Origin of the sequence: Streptomyces yangpuensis (genome assembly GCF_001005295.1) — a bacterium.
In the GTDB taxonomy this organism is placed as follows: domain Bacteria; phylum Actinomycetota; class Actinomycetes; order Streptomycetales; family Streptomycetaceae; genus Streptomyces; species Streptomyces yangpuensis.
The window spans coordinates 91,944-117,341 of the sequence record NZ_LBMK01000010.1; the positions used below are offsets into that span (position 1 = coordinate 91,944).

Genomic DNA, 25,398 nt, shown 5'->3' on the forward strand with positions numbered 1-25,398 from the left:
CGGGGGGGGGGGGGGGGGGGGGGGGGGCCTGGTCGGTGGAGCCGGCGGGGCGAAGGCGGCAGCGGCGGCGGGGCGCCGGAGGGCGGGCTCAGTCCAGCACGCGGGCCAGGTAGGCGTGCATCATCGCGCGGGTCTCCGCGACGATGCCGGGGTCCCCGGCCGGGTCGGTCCGAAAGGCCAGCTGGATCAGCGCGTCGGTGGCCTCGACGGCGACGAGGACCGCCCGTTCCAGGGTGGCGTCGGGGGTCAGGCCGAGGTGGGCGGAGAGGAGTTCGGTCAGGCGGGCGGCGACCTGGTGGTTGGGATCGCCCTCGGGGTCGTCGGCCGGCGGCGCGGGCACGCCGAAGTCGACGAGCGCGAAGCCCGGCACGCCCCGCTTCATCGCCAGGTATTCGTCCAGCACGGCGTCCACCACCGGCCGCCAGTGGGTGGCGGGAAGGTCGGCGAGGCGGTCTGCGATGCCGTCGACGTACCGGTCCAGGTTGCGGTGCGCGAGGGCGATCGCCATGGCCCGCTTGTTGCCGAAGAAGCGGTAGACGGATCCGATCGGTACGCCGGCGCGCAGGGCGACGGCCCGGGTGGTGAGGTTCTCGTACCCGGTCTCGTCGAGCAGTTCGGCGCAGGCGTCGAGGATCCGGGCGAGCCGGTCGGCGCTGCGCTGCTGGATCGGCGTACGGCGCAGGGAGTGGGCGGGAGTCACGGGGCCCATCATGCCGCTCCTCGTTTCCGGGTCCGTGGGGGGCCTCGGTTCTCAGTTCAGCAGGAGGCTGAGGCCCCCGATCGTGTAAATGATCATCAGGGTGAGCAGCGGCAGCTGGCCGGCCACCGCTTTCGCGGGCGGGAAGAGGCGTACGGAGCGGTCGTGGGCGGCGACGACACCGAGCACGTGGCCGGTGACGACGGCGATGACCTGGAGGGCCGCGAGGCCGCCGGGACCCAGTGGCGGAGCGGGTTCGGGGGCGTTGTCAGTGCCGAGTGCCATGCTTACTGTGCGTGGTCCTTCGACTACCAGAAGGGAGAAGTAGTGGGCGATGAGATAGCCGAGGGCGATGGGGACGAGTGAGTGCGCGAAGGCGGTCAGCGGGCCGGGGTGCGGGCCGCTGACGAGGCGGGTGGCCGCGGCGCACAGGCAGTAGAGGGTGGCGACGAGGGCGACGGCGCCGAGCAGTCCGAGCGTGGCCGTGGGGGTACGGCCGAGGGGGGAGGTCTGAAGAACGTTGATCCAGGAGGGGTTGTCGGAGAAGCCGTCGTAGGCGGTGGAGCCGAGCAGGACGCAGACGGTGGCGACGAGTCCGGGCCGCTCGGGCGTCGCGTCGAGTCCGTGGAAGGGGTTGCGCAGGACGAGACGGCCGTCGCTGCGGCGGCCGAGGGGGGAGAGACGGGAGAGGAGGGCGGAGTACGCCTCGAAGGCGTCCCCGTCCGCGAACCAGCTCTCGCCGTAGCGGGCGGCGAGCAGCAGTTGGGCGGTGGCGTAGGCGGCGAGTGCGATCAGGAGGGTGGTGGTCGATGCGGGGTCGGGGGATACGAGTTCGAGCCATGTGAAGCCGAGCAGTCCAGCGGCGGCGGGCCACAGCCCCAGCCGGGCGGGAAGGGGGTGGTTGGCGGTACGGGGGCGGCGCAGGGAGCGGGCGAGCAGGCGGTGCAGGGTGCGCAGCGGGCTGAGCAGGCGCCATATGGGGCCGAGGAGGAGGGAGGCGGGGACGAGTCCGACCCAGAGGAGGACGTAGACGGCGCCGGGAGCGGGGTTGTGAGCGGGGTCGTCGGGACCGAGGAGGAGGTGGAGCAGGACGAGGAGCGCGGCGGTGAGTCCCAGCCCGCGCAGGGTGGTTCGGGTGGCCGGCGCGTCGGCCACCCGCTGGAGGGCGGCGGGCAGGGCGAGGCCCGAGTCCTCGCCGCGGAAGCGGGAGGTGGACCAGAGCAGGCCGAGTGCGAGGAAGGAGACGAACAGTGCGGCGAAGGCACCGGCGAATGCGTAGAAGGGAGAGATCGGCAGATCGTGCTGGGAGCCGATTCCGTGCGCGAGGGAGGTGAACGGTTCGGCCGGGTGAACGACCACGCCCTGGCCGTGACCGAGGGGGATCAGGCTCACCACCGCACCTCCGAGCACCGAGCACCACCGACGGCGCGACCCCGTGCCCCGGACCCGCCCTCGGGCCCGGTCGCGGTCACGGGCCCGGACCCGGCACCGCCCTCGGCCACGGCACGGGCACCGGCGCTGCGGCTGGGACCGGGCCTGGCCCCGGCACTCGGCCTCGGCGGGCTGGGTGGGGCTTGGTGAGTGGGCGTGGGGTTGTGGGCGGTCATCGGACGATGAGTTGGGTCAGGACGAGGCTGGACTCGTGAGTCTCGACCTCGAAGAGGCCCGTACGGTCGGCCGTCAGGATCAGGGTGGCCTCCTGGCCTGCCGGCAGGGCGAGTTCCTTGTCGTAGCCGTGGACGTGCAGGGTGTCCGCGCGGTCGCTGGTGACACGCAGGGCGACGCGTTCGCCGCGCCGCAGCTCGGTGCGGGCCGGGGCGGGGCTGACCTTGCCGTCCCGGACGGTGATGGTGACCGTGCGGTCCGCCTCTGCCTGCACCTGGCCCGGTGTCGGCGGCTGCGACGGGGCTTCGCCGTGGCTGTGGCCGCCGGACGAACCCGGGGCGGCGGGGGCGGTGAGCTGCGCCGTTCCCTCCACGGGTTTGCCGGCGACGGCCCAGGCGGTGTGGTCGTCCGCGTAGAGGCGGACGGTCAGGGTGTGCGCGCCGTCCGGAACCAGCGCCGCCGGCAGGTGGAACCAGGGGCCGTACAGCCTGGCGATCTTGCGTCCGTCGAGTTCCAGGTGGGCGTGGCCGGCGCCCGGGAGAGCGGCGCCGCCGGTGCTGTCGGGTGTGAAGCGGAAGTTCTTCACGCTCAGCTGGAGGTTCCAGCCGTCCTCGGAGTCCGGGCGGAGGGCCAGTTGGACCTCCGGAGCGCCCTGGGACGGTACCTCGCGGAGCTTGTGGCCGGCCGAGTCGCCCGTGGTGAGCAGGGTGCCGACGTTGCCGGAGGCCTGCTCGTGGCTGGTGCCGGGCTTGTGGTGGGTGGTGGCCCGCCCACCGCAGCCCGTCGCCGCGCCGCCCGCAAGGAGCAGGGCGAGGGCGAGCAGGGCCGCGGTGCGGGCGGCCCGGCGGTGCCCGCGGGCCGCGATGGGCGGCGTACCGCAGGCGCCCCACCGGATCCGAACGTCGGGCCAGGCTTCGGGCCGGGCGCCGGAGCGGCCGCCAGGCCGGGCGTCGGGCCGGACCTCGGGCCGGACGCCGGAGCGGCCGCCAGGCCGGGCGTCGGGCCGGGGATCGGGCCGGGCGCTCACTGCTGGCCTCCCGTGGGCCCGGGGGCCGGGGCCGGTGCCGGCCGGGCGGCCTCGGGGTCGTCGGCGGCCGGGGCGGTGGCCGGGCGGGCGGAGGCGACGACCGCCCACAGGACCCAGACCACAGCCACCAGGGCCCGCACCCAGGCCGGGCTCAGTGGGGTCCACGGGATCATCAGGACCGCCTTGTCGAAGGCGTCCAGCAGGGTGAGCCCGGCCAGCAGCAGGGTCAGGCGCGCCAGCCAGGGGCGGGTGGGGCGCAGCACCAGGCCGGCTCCCGTCCACCACAGGCCGAGCAGGAGGAGGGCGAGGGCTGGGACGAAAGTGGCGTTCAGTGCCATGGTGGAGCCGGCCACGTCGAGGGCCAGGCCGGCCAGGCCCAGCAGCGAGGCCGCCGTGCCCAGGCGGTAGCCGCGCAGGCGGCGCCACCACAGCACCCCGCCGACCAGCAGCAGCACCGCGGCCACGGCCAGGGCGAGCTGGGTCTCCACCCGCTCCAGTCCGCGCGCGCCGTACCAGTCGCAACCCGCCGGGAGTTTGCGCGCCTGGACGTTGTAGTCCGCGCAGACGAGGAGCTGGACCAGCTTGACCGGCTCGCCGACCAGGCGGGCCGAGGCGCCGGAGACGTCGCCCCGTCGCTCGCCGCACTGCGGGACCGTGCCGGGGCTGGAGCCGTCGGGGCCGTCCTGCCAGCAGTTGCCGCTGCCCTGGCCGTCCCACCAGACGTCCATGCCGTTGGGGCGGGAGGCGCCGGACTTGTCCTTGCCGAGGACGTTGCCGGCGTAGCGGTTGTGGTGGGAGGTGTCGGTCTGCTTCGACCAGGCCTCCTCGCCGCGGATGAAGGCGGGGACGGCGCTGAGGAAGAAGCCGGCGCGCTGGTGTCCGTACACCCAGTTGCCCTCGTACAGGTTCCAGTTGCCGCCCGCGGTGATGATGCCGGTGCCCGGCGGCATGGAGATCTGGGGGCAGACGACGCCACGCTCGTAGCCGCGCTCGATCGGCGGTTTGGCGCAGGTTCCGTCGGCGACATGGCGGTAGTAGTCCTGGTTGTTGTCGTGGATCAGGTTCCGCTCGAACTTGGCGTGGTTCTGCGGGAGTCCGGGGTGGCCGGGGAAGGCGCTGTCCATCGAGGCGCCGCCCATGTTGTGGTCGAACTCGTTGTCGTGCACCCACACCGAGTCGCCCGCGGTGCCGGAGTAGCCGACCATGTTGTGGTGGCTGCGGCAGCCGGTGATCTCGATGGAGTAGCGGGGGACCTCGTAGCCGCGGCCGTCGTTGATGTTGGAGGCGCTGCCGGGGTAGATGCCGGAGTCGCCGTTGCCGTAGGACTCGCAGTTCTTGTAGAGCCCGTGGTCGCTGGCGAAGGTCAGGAAGCCGTACTCGTCGTTCCAGCGGGTCAGCACGTCGTCGATGACGAAGCCGTCGGCGGCGAGCACGTACAGCGAGTTGAAGGTGGTGCGCTGGGCGGTGAAGTTTCGGAAGTAGACACCGTCGGACTTGTCGGCGCGGATGGCGTTCAGCTTCTGGTACTTGGCGTCGATCACCACGTCGAGCCGTGACGCGCCGGTGCCCTCGATCTGGAGGTTCTTCTTGCCGAGGATGGCGACGAGGTTCTGGTTGTGCCGGCACCGCACCTGCTGCTCGTAGGACAGGATCTGGTAGCCGAGTGCGGAGTCGGGCGCCGTGAGCGCGGCGCACTCCCCCGTCGGCTTGGGCAGCGAGGGCTCCTCCTCGTAGAGGCCGGGGAGGATCGCGATGTTCATCCCGGGCCGGTCCACGGCGTCGACGGCTTCCTGGAGGTGCCGGTAGCCGCTCGCCTCGCACCGCTCGTACAGGGCGAGGTTGCGCTGTCTGAGCTCCTCGGGGAAGGCGGATATCCGGCGTTCGAAGGCCGGCCGGTCCGCCTTGCAGACGATGAGGTCGGGGTCGGCCTTGCGGTACTCCGGGACGGAGCCGGAGCCGTCCGGGAAGGTGACCGGGCGCTCTTCGTGCGCGCGGGCGGCGGGCGCGGCGGCGAAGAGGGACAGAAGCGCGAGAAGGGCGGCGAGGAGCGCCGCCGGCACGGCAGGGAACCTGCGGGTCCACGACATGCGCGTGAGAGTAGAGCAATGTTCATCTTTTGTGATCCCCCCTGGAGCGAATCCGCGGCCCCGCCCGGCCGCCCCGCACACCTTCCTCCCGGATCCCGCCGATTCCTCCCGCCCCGCCACCCCCGGACCCGCGACGGACGACGCCAGGACGACGCCGGGACGACACCAGGACGCCCCAGGGCGAGGCCAGGACGACGCCGGGACGCCGTTGACGCACGGGCCGCGGAATCCTACTGTCGACCATAGGATTCCTTCGACGGAGTGGGAGCAGCACATGAGCGAGCAGGCCGGCAGCGAGCAGGCCAGGAAGACGGCCGAGGCACTGGAGTACCTCACCGGCTTCGGCAACGAACACAGCTCCGAGGCCGTCCCCGGCGCACTGCCGCTCGGCCGGAACTCGCCCCAGCGCGCACCCCTCGGGCTCTACGCCGAGCAGCTCAGCGGCAGCGCCTTCACCGAGCCCCGCAGCCACAACCGCCGCTCCTGGCTCTACCGGATCCGCCCCTCGGCCGCGCACCCGCCCTTCACCCGCATCGACAACGGCGCCCTGCGCACCGCCCCCTTCACCGAGGCGCCCGCGGACCCGAACCGGCTGCGCTGGAACCCGCTGCCCGACCCGGCCCCCGGCACCGACTTCCTGGCCGGCCTGTGGACCCTCGGCGGCAACGGCGACGCGACCCAGCGCACCGGCATGGCCGTCCACCTCTACGCCGCCAACGCGTCCATGACGGACCGCGTCTTCAGCGACTCCGACGGCGAGCTGCTGATCGTCCCCGAGCGCGGCGGTCTGCTCCTGCGCACCGAGCTGGGCCTGCTCGCCGCCCGTCCCGGCGACGTGGCGCTCATCCCGCGCGGCGTCCGCTTCCGCGTCGAGCTGCTGGACGCCGACGCCCGCGGCTACGTCTGCGAGAACTACGGCCAGCCCTTCGTCCTGCCGGACCTCGGCCCGATCGGCGCCAACGGCCTCGCGGCCGCGCGGGACTTCCGGGCCCCGGTGGCCGCGTACGAGGACGTCGAGCGCCCCACCGAGGTGATCAACAAGTTCTGCGGCAACCTCTGGTCGGCCACCTACGGCCACTCCCCGCTCGACGTGGTCGCCTGGTACGGCACGCACGTCCCGTACGTCTACGACCTGCGCCGGTTCAACGTCCTGGGCACGATCAGCTACGACCACCCGGACCCTTCGATCTTCACCGTCCTGACCTCGCCCTCGGACACCCCGGGCCTGGCGGGCGTGGACTTCGTGGTGTTCGCGCCCCGCTGGCTGGTCGGCGAGGACACCTTCCGCCCGCCGTACTTCCACCGCAACGTGATGAGCGAGTACATGGGCCTGATCGAGGGCGCCTACGACGCCAAGGCGGAGGGCTTCGTCCCCGGCGGCGGCTCGCTCCACAACATGATGTCCGCGCACGGCCCCGACCACGAGACCTTCGACAAGGCCAGCGCCGCCGACCTGAAGCCGCAGAAGATCGACGACGGCCTGGCCTTCATGTTCGAGACCCGCTGGCCGATCACCGCCACCGCCCAGGCGGCCGGCGCGGATCACCTCCAGCGCGGTTACGACGACGTGTGGCAGGGTCTGCAGCGCCACTTCCGCGCCTGACCCGTACTGCGTACCCTGCATGCGCCCGCCCCGCGTGCGCATGCAGGTCAGCACCGTAAGCCGCCGCAAGGCGCAAGCCGTCGTCCGTCAGCCGTTCGGAGATCCACCCGTGACCGCCTTCGCCCCCGACTCGCTGGTCCTGAACCGGAAGCTGCCGCTCTGGTACCAGGTCTCGCAGTCGCTCCGCGCCTCGATACTGGGGCGCACCCCGGACGCGTCGCTGCGCCTGCCCACCGAGGAGCAGCTGGCCGAGCACTACGGGGTGAGCGTGCTGACCATGCGGCAGGCGCTCAAGGAGCTGGAGGGCGAGGGGCTGATCAGCCGGCACCGGCGGCGCGGCACCTTCATCGAGCCGGGCGCGCTGCGCAGCACCCCGGTCCGGCTGCTGGGTTCGGTCGACGCGATCGTGGCCCAGCAGTCGGGCGAGCGCACCACGGTCCTCGGTCACGCGCGCACGCCCGTGGCCGGGGAACTGCTGGACCACTTCCCGGACACGCCCGAGGTGGTCACGTACCGGCGTCTGCGGCGCGACCGCGAGAGCGGCGAGCCGACGAACTGGGCGGAGAACGCGGTCCTGCCGGAGTTCGCCGAGGCCGTCGACGTCGCCGATCTGGAGCGCTGGCCGATGACGAAGGTGCTGCGGGACGTCGTGGGGGTGCGCATCAGCCGGATCACGGACACCGTGGAGGCCCGGCTCGCGGACCCGGAGACCGCCGAGCTGCTCCAGGTCCCGCTGCTCAGCCCGATCCTGCACTACACGGGCGTGACCTACGACGAGGACGGCAGGGTGGTGGACGTCGCGCGGATCCGCTACCGGGGCGACCGGTTCTCCTTCACGGTCACGGTCGACGCCCACTGACAGTGACCCACCCTGACCGCTGATGGCTGACGGCTGACGCGGGCGCTGTCACTTCCTGTCGTCGTCCGCGGTGCGCTCGCCTTCCGCCTGGGACGGCGTGGTCCGCATCGTCTGGGGGTGGCGCTCCTTGCGCTGGGCCTCGTCCATGTCCTCGTCGAGGCGTTCACCCTCGGCCTGGGACGGAGTCGAGTATTCGTCGTACTGGCTCATGACCGCCTCCTCGGTCGAAACCGTACGTATGCGTACATAAGGAGCGTAGCTCTTCGGCCTGGACGCAGCCCGGCCATCGGAGCCCGTCGCTACCATCGGCGGCGTGAGCGCTGACACACCGCAGCCGGACCCGCAGCCGGACCTGGAGCCGGACCCGCTGCTGGACGATCTGATGCCCTGGGCCGTGGGCGGCCTGCGCCTGGGCCGGGACTGGGTGGCCGCGCCCGATCCGGCGGCCCTGCGCACCCGCTGGGCGGCCCTGGCGGGCGCCGAAGGGGCCGAGCGGGACCGGCTGTTCCGCCCGAGCCGCAGCCGTACGCCCACGGCCTCGGCGGCCGCCCTGCCGGGGCAGCGCTCGGCGGCGACGGCCCGGTTCGCCGACGCTCCCGGCCCGTGCCCCGACCCCGTACGGGTGCTGCGTGAGCCCTTCGACGAGCAGTGGCTCCTGCCCGACCAGCGGCTCATCGACACCGCCCGCCCGGAGCTCTGGCGGGTCCTCGACGAGCACCAGCTGTTCCTCGTCGAGACCCCGGAGCCGCTGGTCACCGCGCACCTGCCGGCGGGCCGGCTCGGCCGGATCCGCCCGCTGCACCGGCGCCCGGACGGCGCCGAGCCGAACCTCGCCCCCGGCCTGCTGCCGCTGCTGCGCGAGCGCCACGGCGGCCGGGTGACCCCCGAGGACGTCCTGTGCTGGATCCTGGCGGCCGGCCGGCCCGGTCCGCGCGGGTACGAGGTGCCGCTCGCCGCCGACCCGGAACACTGGCGGGCCGGGCTGGAACTGGGCCGCCGGCTGCTCACCGTGCAGCTGCGCGGGGCGCGCGGCGGGGAGGCGCCGCGGCTGCCCGGCGGGCGCCGCCCGTACGTCCGCTCCGCGGTCGGGGGATGGCCGCACGGGCTCGCGTACGACGCGGAGGGCGAGACGCTGGCTCTGGGCAGCGGGACGGTCTCGCCCGTGCCGGCCGGGGCGTGGGAGTACGAGGCGCAGGGCGTGCGCGTACTGGAGAGCTGGTTCGCCGCGCGCACGGCGCACCGCGGGCCGGAGGCCGACGGCCTGGCGGCGCTGGGCCCGGCCGAGTGGCCGCAGAGCTGGACCTCGGAGCTGCTCGCGCTGGTGACGACGCTGGCGCTGCTGGCCGAACTGGCCCCGGAGCGAGCCGTGTTCGACGCCGGCCCGAGCCTCCCGGCCGCGGAACTGCGGGCGGCGGGGGTGCTGCCACCCCCCGCCTGGAGCCGCCGCCCGGCCTCCGTCCTGGACCACCAGGAGGAGGGTCCGGGCGGCCAGTTCGCCCTGCTCTAGCCGCCCGGAACGGGTCCCGCGGGCGGCGGCGCCCGGCCGCCGCGGGGTCGTGTCGGCGCGCCCGGGCTACGTGTCCCAGGCTCCCAGGAGGCGGGTGACCGAGCGGTCGAAGACTGCGGCCATGTCCAGGCCCGCTCCGGGGACCGGGCCGGTGCCGGAGACGGCCGCAGCCAGGCGGGGGTACTGTCCCGTGGCGAGGCGGGAGCCGAGCCAGGCCGTCCGTACGCCCTGCTCCTCGTCCTCGCTCCAGGGCAGCGCGCGGGCCCGTTCGGCCAGCGCCAGCTCCCCCGCCACGTAGGTCGCGACGGTGCCGTTGACGGCGGCGGCGAGTTCCAGCTTCTCGGCCTCCGGCACGTCCAGCGGCGCCAGGCACTCCAGGCTGTGCTCCAGGTAGCGCAGGGCGTTCGGGCTGAAGCCGTACACGGGGCTCAGCAGGCGCGGCAGCCATGGATGGCGGTGCATCAGCGCCCGCGTCTGGCGGGCGAGGGCCAGCAGGTCGGCCCGCCAGTCGCCGGTCGGCGCGGTGAACTCGTACCCCCCGCCGACCGCGTCGACCATGAGCTCGTAGAGCTCCTCCTTGCGCGGCACGTAGTTGTAGAGGGACCGGACTGGACCCGGCCGCCCGCGAGCACATCTGGACGGCGGTGCGCGCGCTCGCCGAGGAGGGCACCACGGTGCTGCTCACCACCCAGTACCTGGAGGAGGCCGACCGGCTGGCCGACGACATCACCGTCGTCTCCGAAGGCCGCGCCCTCGCCGGAGGCACCCCGGCCCGGCTCAAGGCCCGCATCGGGTCCCGCGCCGAGGTCGCCGTCACCGCGCGCGAGGAACTCGCGGGCGCCGCCGCCGTACTCGACCGGCTCACCGGCGGCCGGCCCGTGCTCGACGAGGAACGGCTGACCGTCCGCGTGACCGTCCTCGACGCCGGGATCACCCTGCCCCGGATCATCCGCGAGCTCGACACCGCCGGCGTCCCGGTCACCGACGCGCGCCTGCGCCCGCGGGCTGGCGGATCGAGAACGGCCTGCCCGGCGCGCTGGGGGCCCTGGGCGTGCTGCTGCTGTTCCGCTTCGCCACCGCCTGGGTGGGCACGTACCTGGGCCTGCTCAGCCGGAGCGAGGAGGCGGCGGGCCAACTGGGCAGCGCCACCTTCGTCCTGCCGATGCTGTCCAGCGCGTACCTGCCGACCGACGGCCTGCCCGGGTGGCTGCGCACGGTCGCCGAGTGGAACCCGATCAGCGCCGTCGCGACCGCCGTGCGCGAGCTGTGCGGGAACGCGGGGGCACAGGCCGGGGCGGACGCCGCCTGGCCCGCCGCGCACCCGGTGGCCGGGGCGCTGCTGTGGTCGCTGCTGCTCCTCGTGGTGTTCGTACCGCCGGCCACCCGCCGCTTCGCCAGCGGGTAGACGGTCGGGGTTGGACGGGCGATTCGTGGCCGGTGACACCGGCCGAATCACTCGGGAGTGGTGACAGACACCCTCCCGAACAGGTAGGCAGGGGCCCATGACCAGCCCCATCACCAGCCCCATGACCCCCGAACCGCTCCCCCTGGACGGCGTCACCGTCGTCGCCGTCGAACAGGCCGTCTCGGCCCCCTTCGCCACCCGCCAGCTCGCCGACCTCGGCGCCAGAGTGATCAAGGTGGAGCGTCCCGACGGCGGGGACTTCGCCCGGGGCTACGACACCGCCGCACACGGACTCGCCTCGCACTTCGTATGGGCCAACCGGGGCAAGGAGTCGATCGCGCTCGACCTGAAGGACCCGCGCGGGCGTGAGGTGCTGCACGGCCTGGTGGCCGACGCGGACGTCTTCGTGCAGAACCTCGCCCAGGGGGCCGCCGCGCGCCTCGGGCTCGACTCGGCCGCGCTGTGCGCCCGCTACCCGCGGCTGGTCGCCGTGGACGTGTCCGGCTACGGCGCGGAGGGCCCGTACGCCCACAAGCGCGCCTACGACATGCTCGTGCAGTGCGAGGCGGGCCTGGTGTCGGTGACCGGCACCCCGGAGCAGCCTGTCAAGGCGGGGATCCCGGCGGCCGACATCGCGGCGGCCATGTACGCCTTCTCCGGGGTGCTGGCCGCGCTGCTGCGCCGTGGGGTCACCGGGCGCGGCGGCCGGGTGGAGGTGTCCATGCTGGACGCGCTCGCCGAATGGATGGGGCACCCGCTGCACCACACCATGCACGGCGGGGAGCAGCCGGTGCGCACCGGGCTCGCGCACGCGGTGATCGCCCCCTACGACGCCTTTCCGACGGCGGACGGGGACCGGGTGCTGCTGTCGGTGCAGAACGACCGGGAGTGGCGGCGCCTGGCCCAACAGGTGCTGAAGCGGCCGGAGTTGGCTGACGATCCGGCGTACGCGACGAACACGGCGCGTACCGGGAACCGGGAGAGGACCGACGCGGTCGTGGCGGAGGCCCTGGGCCGGCTGGGCGCGGACGAGGCGATCGGGCGGCTGGAGGCGGCGGGTATCGCCTGCGCGCGGCTGAACTCGGTGGCCCAACTGGCCGGGCATCCGCAGCTCGCGGCCAGGGACCGGTGGCGGGAGGTGGGTTCGCCGGTGGGTCCGCTGCGGGCCCTGCTGCCGCCGATCGGGCTGCCGGGCGGCGCGGCACCGCACATGGGTGCGGTGCCCGCGCTGGGTGAGCACACCGATGATCTCTTGCGCGCCCTGGGGATGGCGGGCGCACAGATCTCGGAACTGCGCCGGGACGGTGTGATCGCGTAGGGCCGGGTGGCCGGACGCCGCCGGAAGGGCGAACGGCCGCGGGTGCGGGGTCTGTTACGAGCGGCGGCTGCCGAAGAGCGAGCGACGCAGACGGCGCAGCGGCGCGAAGAGCGAGACGCGCGCGCTCCGGCTCCGCAGACGGTGCGTATGGTCGCGGGAGGTGAGTTCCCGCATGAGCAGCGTCGCCTCCGCGGCCTCCCGGTGCGGGACGGCGGGCCCGCCCAGCACGGCGAGATGGCGGTCGAGGCGCGAGCTGGTCGCACTGCTGCCGCAGGTGATGGCAGGCACGCGAGGCGGCCTGCTGCGCATTGCTATCTGTTCCATGATCTCTCCCCACCCGTACGAGGGCACCCGGCCCGGGCAGGTTAACCCTATCGCCCCCGCGTTGCGCGCGGGTATCCCGGTGGTGTGAATTACCCCTGCGGCGACGGGGAGTTGACGATTACTCAGCGGAGTCGCCCGTTACTCTCCGCACTGAAAATGGTGCGGGCATCACGCTCCGGAAGACCTCTGCGCGAGTCTCGTCACGAATGGGGTCACTCGGCACACACTGCGCTAACTTGGAGTGACCGGCTGATGACACATGGGCGCACAGAAGCATTCGGGGGGCTCGCGTGAGTGAGGAATCCAACTCCGATCGTGTCGTGTCGGGCCGCTACCGGCTGCTGGAGCAGATCGGCCGCGGCGGGATGGGCGTGGTGTGGCGGGCCCGCGACGAGGTGCTGGCCCGCGATGTCGCCGTCAAGGAGGTGTGCGCTCCCGTCGGGCTGGACACCGCCGAACTGGAGCGCATGTACCGGAGGCTGGAGCGCGAGGCCTGGGCCGCCGCCAGGGTCTCGCACCGCGGGGTGGTCACGGTCTACGACGTGGCTTCCGAGGACGGCCGGCCCTGGATCGTGATGGAGCTGGTGCGCGGGCTCTCGCTGGCCGACGTACTGGAGGCGGAGGGGCCGATGACCCCGCAGCGCGCGGCGCACATCGGCGAACAGGTCCTGGCGGCGCTGCGCTCCGCGCACGACTCGGGGGTGCTGCACCGGGACGTGAAGCCGGCCAACGTACTGATCGCCAACGACGGCCGCGTGGTGCTCAGCGACTTCGGGATCGCGAGCCTGGAGGGCTCCTCCGCCATCACCATGACCGGCGAGGTGGTCGGCTCCCCCGAATTCCTCGCGCCGGAGCGGGCGTTGGGGTGCGACCCCGGCCCCGGGTCGGACCTGTGGTCGCTCGGGGTGATGCTCTACGCCTGCGTCGAGGGGGTCTCGCCGTTCCGCCGGGCCACCGCGCTGGACACGCTGCGGGCCGTGGTGGACGAGGAGCCTCCCCCGGCGCGCCGGGCCGGTCCCCTGGAGCCCGTACTGGCGGGGCTGCTCCGCAAGGACCCCGCCGAGCGGCTGGACGCGGCGGAGGCGGCCCCGATGCTCCGGGTGGTGGGCGCGGGCGGGACCGTACGGGCCTCCGGCGGGCCGGTGTCGGGACCGTACGGGCCGTCGGCGCCACGCACTCCCGCACTCGGACAGCCTCCGGTGCCCGTGCCCGCGACGGAGAACCGGCCGGCGAACCGCATGGCGCACGGCCCGGCGTACGGGACGGCGGGCGGAACGGCCGCCGCGGCCGGAACCGGGGAGGGCCGGGGCGCGGCCGGCCCGGTGCTCGCCGTCGGGATCGCCCTGCTGCTGCTCGCCCTGGCCGCGTTGGGCTGGGTCCTGCTCAAGGACCTCGGGGACAAGGGCGGCCGCGCCGGGAACCCGGGCGCGCCCACGAAACCGGCGGCCACCGCTCCGGCCGCCACCACGGCCCCCGCGGGCACCGCTCCGGCGTCCGCCTCCGCGTCGCCCTCGGCCTCGCCCTCCGCGGGTCAGCACGTCTCGGTGTACGTCGACGCGGTACGCACCGCGTACACCGGGAGCTGTCCGCCGCCCGCCGGGCACGCGCCCGCCTTCAGCGCGACCGTCGAGGTGGAGCGGGTACCGGTGGTGCTGGAGTACCGCTGGGCCACGCGGAGCGGGCGGACCTCCGGGCCCGGCTGGCAGTCCGTCACGTACGAGGCGGCGGGGCCCAGGAGCCGGCGGCTGGAGCACAGCGAGCTGACGCATGTGCCGGGCGGGCGCTTCGAGGACGCGGTCCGGCTGGAGGTGCGGGGACCGGCAGAGGTCGCCACCGAGTGGGTGGCGACCTCCGTGACGTGCGAGGAGGCGACCCCGACGGGCGGGGCCACCTCCCCCGGTACGAGCCCGCCCCCGGCGTCCCCGGCGTCGCCGACGGCGAGTGCCGCGGCGACCCCGGATGCCGGGGAGTCCGGCGGTGCGGATCAGGCCGCGTTGGTGAAGACGGGCAGGTAGCCGCCGGACTGTCCGGCGGCGGTCGGGTGGTAGGACTCGGGGATGTTCAGCCAGTTGACGCTGTGCAGCCACGGGCTGGCGGAGCAGATCTCGTGGCCCGTGAAGGTGCCGGCGACCGAGGCGAAGGCGAAGCCGTGGTTCGCGGCGCGTTTGGCGATGGCGGCGTTGAGGTGGTCGGCGGCGCCGTTGATGGCGGCGCGCTCGCCCTCGGTCAGGCCGGCGGTGCAGGTGCCGTTCAGCTTGTAGAAGCGGGGATAGCCGAGGACGACGACGCGGGCGGCGGGTGCCCGGCTGTCGATGGCGTTGTAGACCTGGTCGAGTTGGGCGGGGAGGGTGGAGTCCACGTAGGCCTTGGCCTGGTTCACGCGGTTGACGCAGGTGGACTCGGACTGGAGCACACAGGTCGTCATGACGTCGGAGAACCCGGCGTCGTTGCCGCCGATGGTGATGCTGACCAGGTCGGTCCCGGAGTTGAGGGGGCCGAGCTGGCCGGAGAGCACATCACCCGTACGGGCACCGGAGCAGGCGGTGAAGGCGAAGGTCTGCGGGGAGTGGGCCGCGGCCCAGAGGGCGGGGTAGGCGCGGGTGGTGCGCTTGCAGTTGCCGCTCGTGCCGTCGTAGTTGCCGGCGCCGAGACCGGAGGAGTACGAGTCGCCGAGGGCGACGTAACCGAAGCCCGCCTGGGCGGCGGCAGCCTGGCCGGCGCCGAAGAGCGCGGCGCCGGCAGCGAGGAGGAGGGAGGAGGTCAGGGCAGCGAAGCGCGACATCTTCATGCTCATGTATGCGGCTCCTTGTGGGGGTTACTCCTGAGTCCGTGGTACAAGCAGCCGAGGGTTGCCGGAAGTGTCCATGCCAAGAATGTTCGGAGCAGAGTCGAGGCCCGAATCTTCACCCGCCCTGCGTTTGAAGGGGGAACTTGGTACCCGATCCGGCGAAACACGGGTGCACGAGGCCACCTCGTGCCGGATCATGGGCGCCATGCCAGCCAACCCGCATGACGCGCTGCCGATCCGGCTCAACGTCGACGACAGCGACTCGCCGTCGGACGTCGTCGACGCGCTGTTCCTCGGCCGGTTCGCCTCGGGCGAGCAGCCCTACTCGCACAGCGTGTCGATCGAGCGGGTCAAGGCGGAGGCGACCCTTCTGCCGCCGGAGGCGACGGTGTTGCGCTCGGCGCGCGACAGCGACCGCAGCGCCACCCTCGCCGAGGGCGAGGGCTGGACCATGCTCGTCTCGCGGTGGAGCCGGGGCGCGGACGTCACCGTGACGGCGGTCAGCGACGAACTCGCCGCCGGCGTGCTCGGCGAGGCCACCGAGGGGGTGCAGGACGAACCGGAACCGCAGCCGGAGAACGTCACGATGGGCTTCTGGTACGTCTCCCCGCGCCGCGGCCCGTACCGGACGACCCGCCAGATCGCGGCCGGGACCTGGGCGGAGGTGCGGCCCAACTACACCGCGCCGGTCGCCGGGGCGATGGACCGGCTGATGAAGGTGACCCCGGACGACATCGCGGGCCGGCTGCTCCTGCTGCACGGCCCGCCGGGCACCGGCAAGACCTCGGCCCTGCGCACCCTGGCCCGGTCGTGGCGGGACTGGTGCCAGGTGGACTGCGTCCTGGACCCGGAGCGGCTGTTCAACGACGTCGGCTACCTGATGGACATCGCGATCGGCGAGGACGAGGGCACGGCGAAGGGCCGCTGGCGGCTCCTGCTGCTGGAGGACTGCGACGAACTGATCCGCGGCGAGGCCCGGCACACGGCCGGCCAGGCACTGTCGCGGCTGCTGAACCTGACGGACGGCCTGCTCGGGCAGGGCCGCAACGTCCTGGTCGGCGTGACGACCAACGAGGACCTGGAACGGCTCCACCCCGCGGTGGTCCGTCCGGGGCGCTGCCTGGCCCGTATCGAGGTGGGCCGGCTGACCCACCGTGAGGCGGCGGACTGGCTGGGCACCGAGGAGGGCGTCTCCCGCGAGGGCGCCACCCTGGCTGAACTCTTCGCCCTCCGCCGCGGCACGGGCCCGGCAGCGGTCCTGCCCCCGCAGCCCCACTCGGAGGCCGGCCTCTACCTCTAGTGCTGTGGCCGGAAAGGTTCACCGGGCCAACCCGGCCCCGCCGGCGTTCGAGGCGCGGGGTCCGGGGCGGAGCCCCCGCAACCGGCCCGCAACCGGCCCGCCGCTGCGCCTCGGCGGCGGGCGCAAAGGCGCGGCAGCGGCCCGGCAGGGCTACTCGGCGGCGTACCGGGCCCGGAGGGCTTCGGTGGCGGTGGCCACCGCCTCCGCCTCCGTCAGCCCCAGCCGCCGCACCCGCTCCGCGTACGCCTGCGCGGCCGACGCGGCCTCGCGCGCCGCGCCCTCCCCCGCCGCCGCGACGAAGGTCCCGTTGCGGCCCCGCGTCTCGACCACCCCGTCCGCCTCCAGCGCCCGGTAGGCCTTCGCGACGGTGTTGGCGGCCAGCCCCAGGTCCTCCGCCAGCCCCCGTACCGTCGGCAGCTTGAAGCCGGCCGGCAGCTTCCCGGACCGGGCCCGGGCGGCGATCTGCGCGCGCAACTGTTCGTACGGGGCGGCCGACCCGGCCGAGCCGTCAATGGTGATCTTCAGGTTCGTCGAGCTCACGCGGCTGATTGTCCACCATCGGAGGTTAATTGGGAGGCGCCGGGCGCGAGCGCGCACGTAGCGTCTGGCGCATGACCGTTCTGATCCGAGATCTCCGTCCCGACGACCTCCAGGACGTGGAGTCGGTGGTCCGGGTGCGCCGCGCGGCCCTGCCGTTCCTGATCACCTGCGCCGGGGACGTGACCTTCGAACTCGCCTGCGCCCACCCCGCGAAGCACCACCGCGTCCTCGTGGCCGAGACCCCGGACGGAGAGGTCCTCGGCACCGCACAGGCCGGCATCGCCCATGACAGCCCGCGGCCCGGCCAGGGCTACGTCAACGCGTACGTCGACCCCGCCCGCCGCGGCCTCGGCGCCGGCCGGCTGCTGCTCCGCACGGCCGAGGAGCACCTCGCCGCCCGGGGCGCGGTGGACTCGTACGCCTGGGTCCTCGACGAGCCCGCGCACCGCGTCTTCGCCGAGCGGCACGGCTACCGCCCCGGCCGCTCCGCCCACTTCCTGCGCCTGGACCTGACGGCGGCCGAGCTGCCCGCACTCCCCGAGGCCCTCCCGGCCGGGGTGGAGCTGCTGCCCGCCGAGGCCTTCGCCGCGGATCCCCGTCCCCTCTTCGCGATCGACGCAGAGGCGACGGCCGACGAACCGAGTGACGTGGGCGCCGACCTCGACGACTACACGGACTGGCTGAACCACACCTGGCACCACCCCTCTCTCGACAAGGAGCTGACGATCGTCGCCCTCGTCGACGGGCGGGCGGTGGCGTTCAGCGCCGCCCGGACCGACGGCGCCACCCGCTACGGCTCGGCGATGACCGGCACGCTGCGCGCCTTCCGGGGGCGTGGCCTGGCCAAGCTCGCCAAGAACGCCTCCCTGCACCGGGCCCGCGCGGCCGGTTACACCGAGGCGTTCACCGGCAACGACAGCGGCAACGAACCGATGCTCGCCATCAACAGGTGGTTCGGGTACGGGATCTGCGCGACCGAGACGCACTTCACGAGGAGGCTGGGGACCCAGTGGCCGAGCAACTGACCGTCGTCCTGACCAAGGCGGGCCGGACCAAGATCCGCTATCCGGCGACGCAGGTCGCCGACGACGGCGACCGCATCTCCGTACGGGCCCCCTGGGCGGCGGAGGGCGTACGGGACTTCGGCTTCGTCCGCTTCGAGCCGGGCGACGTGTTCGTCGAGCACTTCTGGCGGACGCGGTGGTACGCGGTCAAGGAGGTGTGGACGGGCGACGGCGTCCTGAAGGGCTGGTACTGCGACGTGACGCGCCCGGCCCTGGTACGCAGCGGGGAGATCCTGGTGGAGGACCTGGACCTCGACCTGTGGGTCTCGGCGGACGGGACGTCGGTGCTGCGGCTGGACGAGGACGAGTTCGCCCAGAGCGGGCTGGCGACGAGCGACCCGGAGGCGGCGGCCCAGGCGGTCCGCGCCCTGGACGCCCTGGACGACCAGGCCCGCTCCGGGCCCGGCCTGGCCGCGCTCCTGCCCTGAAGCACCGGTTCCGCACGGGCCGGGGGCCGGTTCCTGAGGCGGTGCTTGTGCCAGCCTTAAGCGGAGCCTAAGGATCCTCTCCGGGGCGGTCCGGGCGGCGAAAAGGCGCGGTCCGGGGGCTAGCTTGGCGGTGCCAGGACAGGAAGGGCCGGTCGTGGCGCCGCCGGGGGCGGCGCCGCCGAGCCCGATTCCGCCGGCGCGCCCCTGCCTTTGCCCGAAGGAGATCCCTCATGTCCGCACGCCGCCGCACCGTGACGCCGACCCGTATCGCCGCCGCCGGTCTCGCCCCGCTCGCGCTGGTCGCGTACGCCGCCGTGCCCGCGGCCGCACACGGCTCGATGACGGACCCGGTCAGCAGGGTCGCGGCGTGCTACGCGGAGGGACCGGAGTCGCCGAAGTCCGCGGCGTGCAAGGCGGCCGTCGCCGTGAGCGGGACACAGGCGTTCTACGACTGGAACGCCGTGAACATCGCCAACGCGGCCGGGAACCACCGGTCGCTGATCCCCAACGGTCAGCTGTGCTCCGCCGGCAACGACAAGTACCGGGGCCTGGACCTGGCCCGCGCGGACTGGCCGGCCGGCCCGATGTCCGCAGGCCCGCACACCTTCCGCTACAAGGGCACGGCGCCGCACAAGGGCTCCTTCGAGCTGTACGTGACGAAGGACGGCTACGACCCGACGAAGCCGCTGAAGTGGTCCGACCTGGAGCCCGCGCCGTTCGCGAAGGCCACCGACCCGGGCATGCAGAACGGCGACTACGTGTTCTCCGGGACCGTCCCGAACAAGTCCGGCCGCCACCTGATCTACAGCATCTGGCAGCGCTCCGATAGCCCGGAGGCCTTCTACACCTGCTCGGACGTGGTCTTCGGCAAGGACAACGGCGGCGGGAACGGCGAGAACGGGGGCAACGGGGGCAACAGCGGTACGGGGGCCACGCCGAGCACCGAGCCCAGCACGGGCACCGGCACCAGCACCGGGTCCAAGCCGTCCGAGAAGCCCTCGGCCCCGACGGACCAGCAGATCGCCGACGGCGCCGGCAAGTCCTCGGTGGAGCACAACGGCCACGGTGACAACGACCCGAAGACGAACGGCGCGGCCGGTGCCTCCCTCCCGTCCCCGTCCTCGCCCGCCCCCGCGAACCCGGCGGACCCGGGCGCGTCGGCACACGGCAACCTGGCGGAGACCGGCGGCAACAGTGCCACCCCGTCCATCGCCATCGCCGGGGCGGGCGCCCTGGCCGTCGGCGCGGCCGTGCTGTTCGCGGCAGCCCGCCGCCGTGCGACGACGGCGGGCCGACGCGGCCGCTAGGTTCTGTCGAGCGGGTCTCCCCGGGCGGACCGCCCGCGCCTCACTGTCAGTCGAAGACCGAGGCGCAGGTGGTCCGTTCGGCGTTGGCCGGGTCGAGGGCGTTGACCGCCTCGTGCCAGGCGATCCGGTCGGTCAGCCCGATGGCCACGTGCTCCGAGAGGTCCAGGAAGCACAGGTCCTGGAGCACGACGTTGCGTACGTTCGGCCCCTCCAGGAAGCCGCTCCGGTACGGCGTCACCACCTCGTCGTACTTGGTGGCGATGACCGTGTACTTCACGCCGGGCACGGTGTCCCCGCCCTCGTTGAGCTTCTGGAGGAAGGCGGAGCCGGCGATCTGGTCGGCGAGGCCGGGGGTGGCGCTGCTGATCAGGTCCGCGGCCCCGGGGAAGTACGGGAGGAGCTTGGTGAACCCGAGCAGGGTGGTGCCGTGGTTGTCGGGAGCGAGCCCGACCAGCGCGTTGACCTTCTCGGCGCCGCCGAGGAACTTCAGGTAGTAGCGCGGCATCATGCCGCCCTGGGAGTGTCCGATGATGTCGGTCTTGGCTGCACCGGTGGCGGCGAGCACCCGGTCGACGAAGACGTCGAGCTGTTCGGCGGACTTGTCGATGGGACCGAGCCCGTTGAAGAAGGGCACGCCGGGCAGCTGGCCGTAGTCGAGCGAGTAGACGCAGTACCCGCGGTGCACCAGGTACGGGGCGAGACCGAGCCAGTTGTCCCAGGAGTTGCCGAAGGTTCCGTGGACGAGGACGACGGGGCGGGGGTGGGCGGCGGACGGCTTGCAGGACCAGTTGTTCCAGCCGCTGCTGGGGGCGGATGCGGCCTGCGCCGTGCCGGTGGGGGCGACGAGTGCGGCTGCGGTGAGGGCGAGGACGGCCAGCGGGCGGAGCAGGCGTCTCCAGGGCAGCATCGTGTGATCTCCTTGCGTTCGACTCAAGGGGATGAGCGTGGGGATTCGTCCCGTGATCCGGATCACAAGAGGGCGCTGCTGCCGCTAAATTACGGGCGAGTAGCAAGACAGGGAAGTTACGCGTCGGTAAAAACTCGCGTGTCGCCCGAAGCGCTGTGCGCCGGACAGTACGACCGACCCTGACCGCCCGCCCGTCCGCCCGTCCGCCCGCCCGCCCGTCCGTCCGTCCGTCCGTCAGGCGGCCAACGTGCCACGGGCGATGGCGTGCGGGCCGAAGCGCGTACGGACCCGGTCGGTGACGGCCTCCAGACGGCGGGCCTTCTCGTCTGCGGGGTCGAAACTCAGCTGCCGCGCAGCCCGTTCGGCCGGGATCAGCTCCTCGGCCCGCAGGGACAGCGCGCGCACCCGGGCCCGTTGCAGTCCGAGGCCCTCGTACAGGGCGTAGGCCGCGGCGGTCAGCGCCGCCGAGTGCGCGGTGGGTTCGGCCAGGGTGCGGGTCCGGGTGAGCGTGGTGCGGTCGGCGCAGCGCACGGTGAGCGACAGGACGCGGCACACCTGCCCGCCCTCCTGTGTACGAAGCTTCGCGCCGAGCTCCTCCGTCAGCGAGAGCAGGGCCCGCCGGTGCCGTACGGGATCCAGCTCGTCCCGGTCGAAGAGCCGCTCGGCGGCGAGGGCGCGGGCGGCCGCGCCCGGCCGGACGGGGGTCCGGTCGATCCCGAGGGCGCGCTCGTGCACCTCACGGCCGAGCCGGGCGCCGAGGATCCGCCGCAGGGCGGCGGGTGGTGCGGCGGCGACCCGGCCGACGGAATCGAGGCCGTAGGAGCACAGAGTGCGGGCGGCCTTGGGACCGACCCCGTCGAGCGCGGTGACGGGCTTGTCCGCCAGGAAGGCCCTTACGGCGGCGGGGTCTTCGGGGAGCAGCACGGTTCCCCCGGGGCGTGCCTCGCGGGCCGCCGCCCGGGCCAGCATCGGATTGCCGGCCACGCCGACGGCGGCGTCCACGCCATACAGGGCGAGGGCCCGGACCCGGATCAGGGCGGCCAGCCGGCGGGCGTCGCAGCCGAAGTAGCGCAGCGCGCCGCGGACATCGGCGAGGGCGGCGTCCGGCGGCAGCGCCTGCACGGCCGGGGTGATCCCGCCGAGCAGCGCGAGCACCCCGGCGTACTCCCGCACCCCGAGCGGTCCGCCGCAGGCGGGGTGCAGCCGCAGGCACAGCACGGCGTTCCCGGTGGCGCTCATCCCGCGCTCCCCGGGCTGGAGTGCCACAGCTTGCGGCCGGTCGCGGGGCCGGTGCCCGGGGGCTGGAGGTCCGCCCAGGGGTTCATCTCGTACCCCGTGGACATGCGGATCGTGCGCCCGGGCCCCTTCGCCGGCGGCTCCCCGCCGGCCGCGTCGCCGGCCGCGTCCCCGCCCGCGGCGGCCGGTTCGCCGGTGCCGCTGCCGGTGCCGTTGCCGGGCGGCTCGGCGAGGCGGGCCGCGACCGCGTCCAGGCCGCCCGTCGCGCGCAGTTCCACCAGCTCCGCCAGGTTCCACGCGGCCGCCCCGACCACGCTCAGGCTCTGCGGGCCCCTGCGCTGCACGACACCTCGTACCAGCAGCAGGAAGGAATGGAAGACGGTGTGCGCGCACCGCTCGTGGCTGTCGTCGAAGAAGGCCAGGTCGACCAGGCCCGTGCCGTCGTCCAGCGTCGTGAAGATGACCCGCTTCCCGGACCGGATCGGCGGGGTCTGGGTGGCCGCCTTGGCTCCCGCGACCAGGACGGTCCGTCCGTGCTCGGCCTCCCGCAGCCGGCGCGCCGGGATCGCTCCCAGCTCGGCCAGGAAGGCGTGGTGGTCGCCCATCAGGTGGCGCGAGGTGTCCATGCCGAGGACGCCCAGCTCGGCGCTGAGCCGTTCCGCGTCGGACAGGTCGGGCAGTCCGACGGACGCCGTAGACCGGCCTCCCTCCAGCGGGAGTTGGGGGCCGCGCACACCGGCCGCCCGCTGCGCGCCGTGCAGTTCGGTCACGTGCAGGAGCAGGTCGCGCCGGTTGGCGCCGAAGGAGTCCAGGGCGCCCACCTGGGCGAGTCGTTCGGCGACCGGGCGCCCGGGCCGGGCCCGGTCCCAGAAGTCGCGCAGGGAGGCGTACGGCTGCCCGGACTCGATCCGGGCCGCCTCGGCCCCGCTGATGCCGTGGACGTCGGCGAGCCCCAGCCGCAGTCCCCACACACCACCCGCATCGGACACCAGTTCGATGCGATGGGCGACCGCCGACCGGTTCACGTCCAGCGGCAGCACCGGAACGCCCCGCCGCCGGGCGTCCGCCAGCAGCAGCCGCTTCGGGTACATCCCCGGGTCGTGGGTCAGCAGCCCGGCGTAGAAGGCCGCCGGGTGGTGCGCCTTCAGCCACGCCGACTGGTAGGTGGGCACCGCGAAGGCCACCGCGTGCGCCTTGCAGAAGCCGTAGCTGCCGAAGGCCTCCACGATCTCCCAGGTACGGGCGATCACCTCCACCGGATAGCCGCGCTCGGCGGCCTTCGCCGCGAACCAGACCTTGATCCGCGCCTGCGACGGCGGGTCGGACAGCCCGCGCCGCACGCGGTCCGCCTCGTCCCGCCCGCAGCCGGTCATGACGTCCACGATCTCGATGATCTGCTCGTGGAAGACCACCACCCCGTACGTCTCGCGCAGCGCGTCGGCGAGGTCCGGGTGCGGGAAGCGCACCGGCGCCCGCCCGTGCCGGGCCTCGATGAAGGGCCGCACCATGTCGGCGGCCACCGGCCCCGGGCGGAAGAGGGAGATGTCGACGACCAGGTCGTGGAAGGTCGCCGGCTGGAGCCGTCCCACCAGGTCCCGCTGGCCCGGCGATTCGATCTGGAAGCAGCCCAGCGTCTCGGCCGAACGGATCAGCTCGTACGTGGCCCGGTCGCCCGGCGGCACCTGCGCCGGGTCGTCCAGGTCGAGCTCCTCCCCCGTGCCGCGCCGGATCTCCGCGACCGCGTGGGCCATCGCGGACTGCATCCGCACGCCCAGCACGTCCAGCTTGAGCAGCCCGAGCTCCTCCACGTCGTCCTTGTCGAACTGGGACATGGGGAAGCCCTCGCCGCTGGTGGGGACCACGGGCGTACGGGCGAGCAGCGAGGCGTCGGAGAGCAGCACCCCGCACGGGTGCATGGCGATCCCGCGCGGCAGCGCGTCCAGCGATTCGACGAGCTCCCACAGCCGCCCGTACGACTCCCCGCGTACGTCGCGCAGTTCGGGGAGTTCCTGCAGCGCGGCGCGGGCGTCGCGGGCCCGGATGTGCGGGAAGGCCTTGGCGAGCCGGTCGACGACGGCCGGGTCCATGGACAGGGCGGCGCCGACGTCGCGGACGGCGTGCCGGACCCGGTAGGTCTCGGGCATGGAGACGGTGGCGACGCGCTCGGCGCCGAACCGGTCGATGATCCGCCGGTAGACCTCCAGCCGCCGGGCGGACTCCACGTCGATGTCGATGTCGGGCAGGACGCGCCGGCGCTTGGACAGGAAGCGCTCCATCAGCAGGCCGTGCTCGACGGGGTCGGCGTGCGCGATCCCGAGCAGGTGGTTGACGAGGGAACCCGCTCCGGATCCCCGGGCGGCCACCCGGATCCCCATTTCCCTCACGTCGTCCACCACTTGAGCGACCGTCAGGAAGTAGGAGGCGAAGCCGTGGTGGGCGATGATGTCGAGCTCGTGGTGCATCCGCTCCCAGTAGGCGGGGTCGCCCGCGTAGCCGCGCAGCACCATGCCGGCGGAGGCCCGGGAGGTGAGGACCCGCTGGGCGCTGCGGTGGGCGGCGCCGACGAGCCGGGCCTCGGGGAAGTGCACGGAGCCGATGCCGAGGTCGTCCTCGGGGTCCACGGAGCAGGCCTCGGCGGTGTGCCGGGTCTGCGCGAGCAGGCGGCGGGCGCCGGCGGGACCGAGGCCGGCCGCCCGGGCGATCAGGTCGGCGGCCTCGGCCATGGCGGCGGGGGCCTTGAGCCAGCGCTCGCCGGTGTCGAGGGGGCCGCGGCGGTCGACGGGGACCAGGCGGCGGGCCGCGTCGAGGATGTCGGCGACCGGCCCCTGGCCGGGGTCGGCGTAGCGGACGGCGTTGGTGAGCACGGCCGGGACACCCTGCTCGGCGGCGAAGCCGACGGTACGGGCGGCCAGCCGCAGCGAGCCGGGGCCGGTACCGGTACGGCCGTGGTGGACGGCCTCCAGGCGCAGGGAGTCCCCGTAGACCTCGCGCCAGGGCGCGAGCAGCCGGGCGGCCCGGTCGGGGCGGCCCGCCGCGAGCGCCCGCCCCACCTCGGAGCCGGGCCCCAGGAGCACGAAGACGCCCTCCCCGCGCAGGGCGTCCCAGGGGATGAGGGGGACCTCGGGCGCGCCCGCGTGGGCGGCGGTGACCATCCGGCACAGCTCGGCCCAGCCGACGGCCCCGTCCCGGGCCAGGAAGACGGCCCGGGCGGCGGACTCGTCCAGGAAGGCCCCACCCTTGACGGGGGTGCGCCGCCGGTACGAGGCCTCGCCCGGACCGCCGCCCGCGGAGGACGCGGTCGAGCCCCCCGGCCCGGCCGAGCCCGCGGCGGGGGAACCGGCGGGCGGCACCGCCATGTCCACGCCGAACAGCGGCCTGATGCCCGCCTCGGCCGCC

General features: G+C 74.0%; 20 protein-coding genes and 3 pseudogenes. 11 read left to right on the plus strand and 12 right to left on the minus strand.

All coding sequences use genetic code 11. The annotated features are described in order from the left end of the window. Positions 1 to 88 precede the first annotated feature (88 nt). The 4 genes from AAT21_RS32465 to AAT21_RS32480 all read right to left on the minus strand — a co-directional run bounded on the left by AAT21_RS32465 (position 89) and on the right by AAT21_RS32480 (position 5,416). Positions 89 to 709 (minus strand): TetR/AcrR family transcriptional regulator, encoded by a 621-nt coding sequence (locus AAT21_RS32465; protein ID WP_046780562.1) that lies wholly within the window; start codon positions 707 to 709, stop codon positions 89 to 91. 42 nt (positions 710 to 751) lie between these two features. Further along, positions 752 to 2,080: a hypothetical protein gene (locus AAT21_RS32470; RefSeq protein ID WP_412180363.1), complete on the minus strand. Its 1,329-nt coding sequence runs from the start codon at positions 2,078 to 2,080 to the stop codon at positions 752 to 754. A gap of 220 nt (positions 2,081 to 2,300) precedes the next feature. Then, a complete protein-coding gene (locus AAT21_RS32475; RefSeq protein WP_046780625.1) occupies positions 2,301 to 3,167 on the minus strand; it encodes a cupredoxin domain-containing protein in 867 nt (288 codons plus the stop codon). A 158-nt stretch (positions 3,168 to 3,325) separates the two neighbouring features. Beyond that, positions 3,326 to 5,416: a right-handed parallel beta-helix repeat-containing protein gene (locus AAT21_RS32480; protein WP_046780563.1), complete on the minus strand. Its 2,091-nt coding sequence runs from the start codon at positions 5,414 to 5,416 to the stop codon at positions 3,326 to 3,328. Positions 5,417 to 5,690: 274 nt separating this feature from the next. On the opposite strand from AAT21_RS32480, the gene hmgA reads away from it, so the two are divergent. Both hmgA and AAT21_RS32490 read left to right on the plus strand, forming a co-directional pair. Next, entirely contained in the window at positions 5,691 to 7,019 is a 1,329-nt protein-coding gene (gene hmgA / locus AAT21_RS32485) for a homogentisate 1,2-dioxygenase (RefSeq protein ID WP_046780564.1), read from the plus strand. A 109-nt stretch (positions 7,020 to 7,128) separates the two neighbouring features. Further along, positions 7,129 to 7,878, plus strand: a complete 750-nt coding sequence (locus tag AAT21_RS32490; RefSeq protein WP_046780565.1) for a GntR family transcriptional regulator — start codon at positions 7,129 to 7,131, stop codon at positions 7,876 to 7,878. Positions 7,879 to 7,926: 48 nt separating this feature from the next. On the opposite strand, the gene AAT21_RS38280 is transcribed toward AAT21_RS32490, so the two are convergent. After that, positions 7,927 to 8,088, minus strand: a complete 162-nt coding sequence (locus AAT21_RS38280; RefSeq protein WP_167350639.1) for a hypothetical protein — start codon at positions 8,086 to 8,088, stop codon at positions 7,927 to 7,929. Positions 8,089 to 8,260: 172 nt separating this feature from the next. On the opposite strand from AAT21_RS38280, the gene AAT21_RS32495 reads away from it, so the two are divergent. Continuing rightward, positions 8,261 to 9,385 (plus strand): type ISP restriction/modification enzyme, encoded by a 1,125-nt coding sequence (locus tag AAT21_RS32495; protein ID WP_157879827.1) that lies wholly within the window; start codon positions 8,261 to 8,263, stop codon positions 9,383 to 9,385. 66 nt (positions 9,386 to 9,451) lie between these two features. Here the strand turns inward: AAT21_RS32495 and AAT21_RS32500 are convergent. Then, positions 9,452 to 9,988, minus strand: a pseudogene (locus tag AAT21_RS32500) (TetR/AcrR family transcriptional regulator C-terminal domain-containing protein); the annotation flags it as partial. Here AAT21_RS32500 and AAT21_RS39495 point away from each other — a divergent pair. The 3 genes and pseudogenes from AAT21_RS39495 to AAT21_RS32510 form a co-directional block, all read left to right on the plus strand. Beyond that, positions 9,988 to 10,386 (plus strand): annotated as a pseudogene (locus AAT21_RS39495) (DrrA family ABC transporter ATP-binding protein); the annotation flags it as partial. The pseudogenes AAT21_RS32500 and AAT21_RS39495 sit on opposite strands and share 1 nt — an antisense overlap. Before the next feature lie 2 nt (positions 10,387 to 10,388). After that, positions 10,389 to 10,790: pseudogene (locus tag AAT21_RS32505) on the plus strand (ABC transporter permease); the annotation flags it as partial. Positions 10,791 to 10,911: 121 nt separating this feature from the next. Further along, complete coding sequence (locus tag AAT21_RS32510) at positions 10,912 to 12,108, plus strand: CaiB/BaiF CoA transferase family protein (protein WP_046780627.1); 1,197 nt, start codon at positions 10,912 to 10,914, stop codon at positions 12,106 to 12,108. A gap of 54 nt (positions 12,109 to 12,162) precedes the next feature. Here the strand turns inward: AAT21_RS32510 and AAT21_RS32515 are convergent, their stop codons facing one another. Beyond that, positions 12,163 to 12,432: a hypothetical protein gene (locus AAT21_RS32515; protein WP_183069355.1), complete on the minus strand. Its 270-nt coding sequence runs from the start codon at positions 12,430 to 12,432 to the stop codon at positions 12,163 to 12,165. 290 nt (positions 12,433 to 12,722) lie between these two features. On the opposite strand from AAT21_RS32515, the gene AAT21_RS32520 reads away from it, so the two are divergent. Next, a complete protein-coding gene (locus AAT21_RS32520; protein WP_046780567.1) occupies positions 12,723 to 14,447 on the plus strand; it encodes a serine/threonine-protein kinase in 1,725 nt (574 codons plus the stop codon). On the opposite strand, the gene AAT21_RS32525 is transcribed toward AAT21_RS32520, so the two are convergent. Then, entirely contained in the window at positions 14,417 to 15,220 is an 804-nt protein-coding gene (locus AAT21_RS32525; protein ID WP_046780628.1) for an SGNH/GDSL hydrolase family protein, read from the minus strand. The genes AAT21_RS32520 and AAT21_RS32525 overlap by 31 nt on opposite strands. Before the next feature lie 205 nt (positions 15,221 to 15,425). Between AAT21_RS32525 and AAT21_RS32530 the strand changes: the two genes are divergently transcribed. Next, positions 15,426 to 16,520 carry a DUF5925 domain-containing protein gene (locus tag AAT21_RS32530; protein WP_079026115.1) on the plus strand — a complete coding sequence of 365 codons (1,095 nt, stop codon included), beginning with the start codon at positions 15,426 to 15,428 and terminating at the stop codon, positions 16,518 to 16,520. A gap of 150 nt (positions 16,521 to 16,670) precedes the next feature. Here the strand turns inward: AAT21_RS32530 and AAT21_RS32535 are convergent, their stop codons facing one another. Then, positions 16,671 to 17,060, minus strand: a complete 390-nt coding sequence (locus AAT21_RS32535) for a GntR family transcriptional regulator (protein ID WP_235439300.1) — start codon at positions 17,058 to 17,060, stop codon at positions 16,671 to 16,673. A 71-nt stretch (positions 17,061 to 17,131) separates the two neighbouring features. Here AAT21_RS32535 and AAT21_RS32540 point away from each other — a divergent pair, with 71 nt between their 5' ends. The 3 genes from AAT21_RS32540 to AAT21_RS32550 all read left to right on the plus strand — a co-directional run bounded on the left by AAT21_RS32540 (position 17,132) and on the right by AAT21_RS32550 (position 19,859). After that, positions 17,132 to 18,085: a GNAT family N-acetyltransferase gene (locus AAT21_RS32540; RefSeq protein ID WP_046780568.1), complete on the plus strand. Its 954-nt coding sequence runs from the start codon at positions 17,132 to 17,134 to the stop codon at positions 18,083 to 18,085. After that, on the plus strand, positions 18,070 to 18,552 hold the full coding sequence (locus tag AAT21_RS32545) for a ribonuclease FAU-1 family protein (RefSeq protein WP_046780569.1): 483 nt from the start codon (positions 18,070 to 18,072) through the stop codon (positions 18,550 to 18,552). The genes AAT21_RS32540 and AAT21_RS32545 overlap by 16 nt, the downstream gene beginning before the upstream one ends. Positions 18,553 to 18,782: 230 nt before the next feature. Continuing rightward, positions 18,783 to 19,859, plus strand: coding sequence for a lytic polysaccharide monooxygenase auxiliary activity family 9 protein (locus tag AAT21_RS32550; protein WP_046780570.1), 1,077 nt, complete (start codon positions 18,783 to 18,785; stop codon positions 19,857 to 19,859). 46 nt (positions 19,860 to 19,905) lie between these two features. Here the strand turns inward: AAT21_RS32550 and AAT21_RS32555 are convergent, their stop codons facing one another. The 3 genes from AAT21_RS32555 to AAT21_RS32565 all read right to left on the minus strand — a co-directional run. Next, positions 19,906 to 20,766, minus strand: coding sequence for an esterase/lipase family protein (locus AAT21_RS32555; protein WP_046780571.1), 861 nt, complete (start codon positions 20,764 to 20,766; stop codon positions 19,906 to 19,908). A gap of 234 nt (positions 20,767 to 21,000) precedes the next feature. Then, a complete protein-coding gene (locus AAT21_RS32560; protein WP_046780572.1) occupies positions 21,001 to 22,005 on the minus strand; it encodes a DinB/UmuC family translesion DNA polymerase in 1,005 nt (334 codons plus the stop codon). Beyond that, the coding region (locus tag AAT21_RS32565; RefSeq protein WP_079026104.1) for a DNA polymerase III subunit alpha at positions 22,002 to 25,398 on the minus strand (3,397 nt) is incomplete at its 5' end. The genes AAT21_RS32565 and AAT21_RS32560, both read right to left, overlap by 4 nt.

Coding starts and splice junctions, on each gene's coding strand:
- AAT21_RS32555 (WP_046780571.1), bottom strand. CDS start 20,766: ATGCTGCCCTGGAGACGCCTGCTCCGCCCGCTGGCCGTCCTCGCCCTC.
- AAT21_RS32515 (WP_183069355.1), bottom strand. CDS start 12,432: ATGGAACAGATAGCAATGCGCAGCAGGCCGCCTCGCGTGCCTGCCATC.
- AAT21_RS32530 (WP_079026115.1), top strand. CDS start 15,426: ATGCCAGCCAACCCGCATGACGCGCTGCCGATCCGGCTCAACGTCGAC.
- AAT21_RS32495 (WP_157879827.1), top strand. CDS start 8,261: ATGCCCTGGGCCGTGGGCGGCCTGCGCCTGGGCCGGGACTGGGTGGCC.
- AAT21_RS32525 (WP_046780628.1), bottom strand. CDS start 15,220: ATGAAGATGTCGCGCTTCGCTGCCCTGACCTCCTCCCTCCTCCTCGCT.
- AAT21_RS32465 (WP_046780562.1), bottom strand. CDS start 709: ATGGGCCCCGTGACTCCCGCCCACTCCCTGCGCCGTACGCCGATCCAG.
- AAT21_RS38280 (WP_167350639.1), bottom strand. CDS start 8,088: ATGAGCCAGTACGACGAATACTCGACTCCGTCCCAGGCCGAGGGTGAA.
- AAT21_RS32540 (WP_046780568.1), top strand. CDS start 17,132: ATGACCGTTCTGATCCGAGATCTCCGTCCCGACGACCTCCAGGACGTG.
- AAT21_RS32510 (WP_046780627.1), top strand. CDS start 10,912: ATGACCCCCGAACCGCTCCCCCTGGACGGCGTCACCGTCGTCGCCGTC.
- AAT21_RS32480 (WP_046780563.1), bottom strand. CDS start 5,416: ATGTCGTGGACCCGCAGGTTCCCTGCCGTGCCGGCGGCGCTCCTCGCC.
- hmgA (WP_046780564.1), top strand. CDS start 5,691: ATGAGCGAGCAGGCCGGCAGCGAGCAGGCCAGGAAGACGGCCGAGGCA.
- AAT21_RS32560 (WP_046780572.1), bottom strand. CDS start 22,005: ATGAGCGCCACCGGGAACGCCGTGCTGTGCCTGCGGCTGCACCCCGCC.
- AAT21_RS32550 (WP_046780570.1), top strand. CDS start 18,783: ATGTCCGCACGCCGCCGCACCGTGACGCCGACCCGTATCGCCGCCGCC.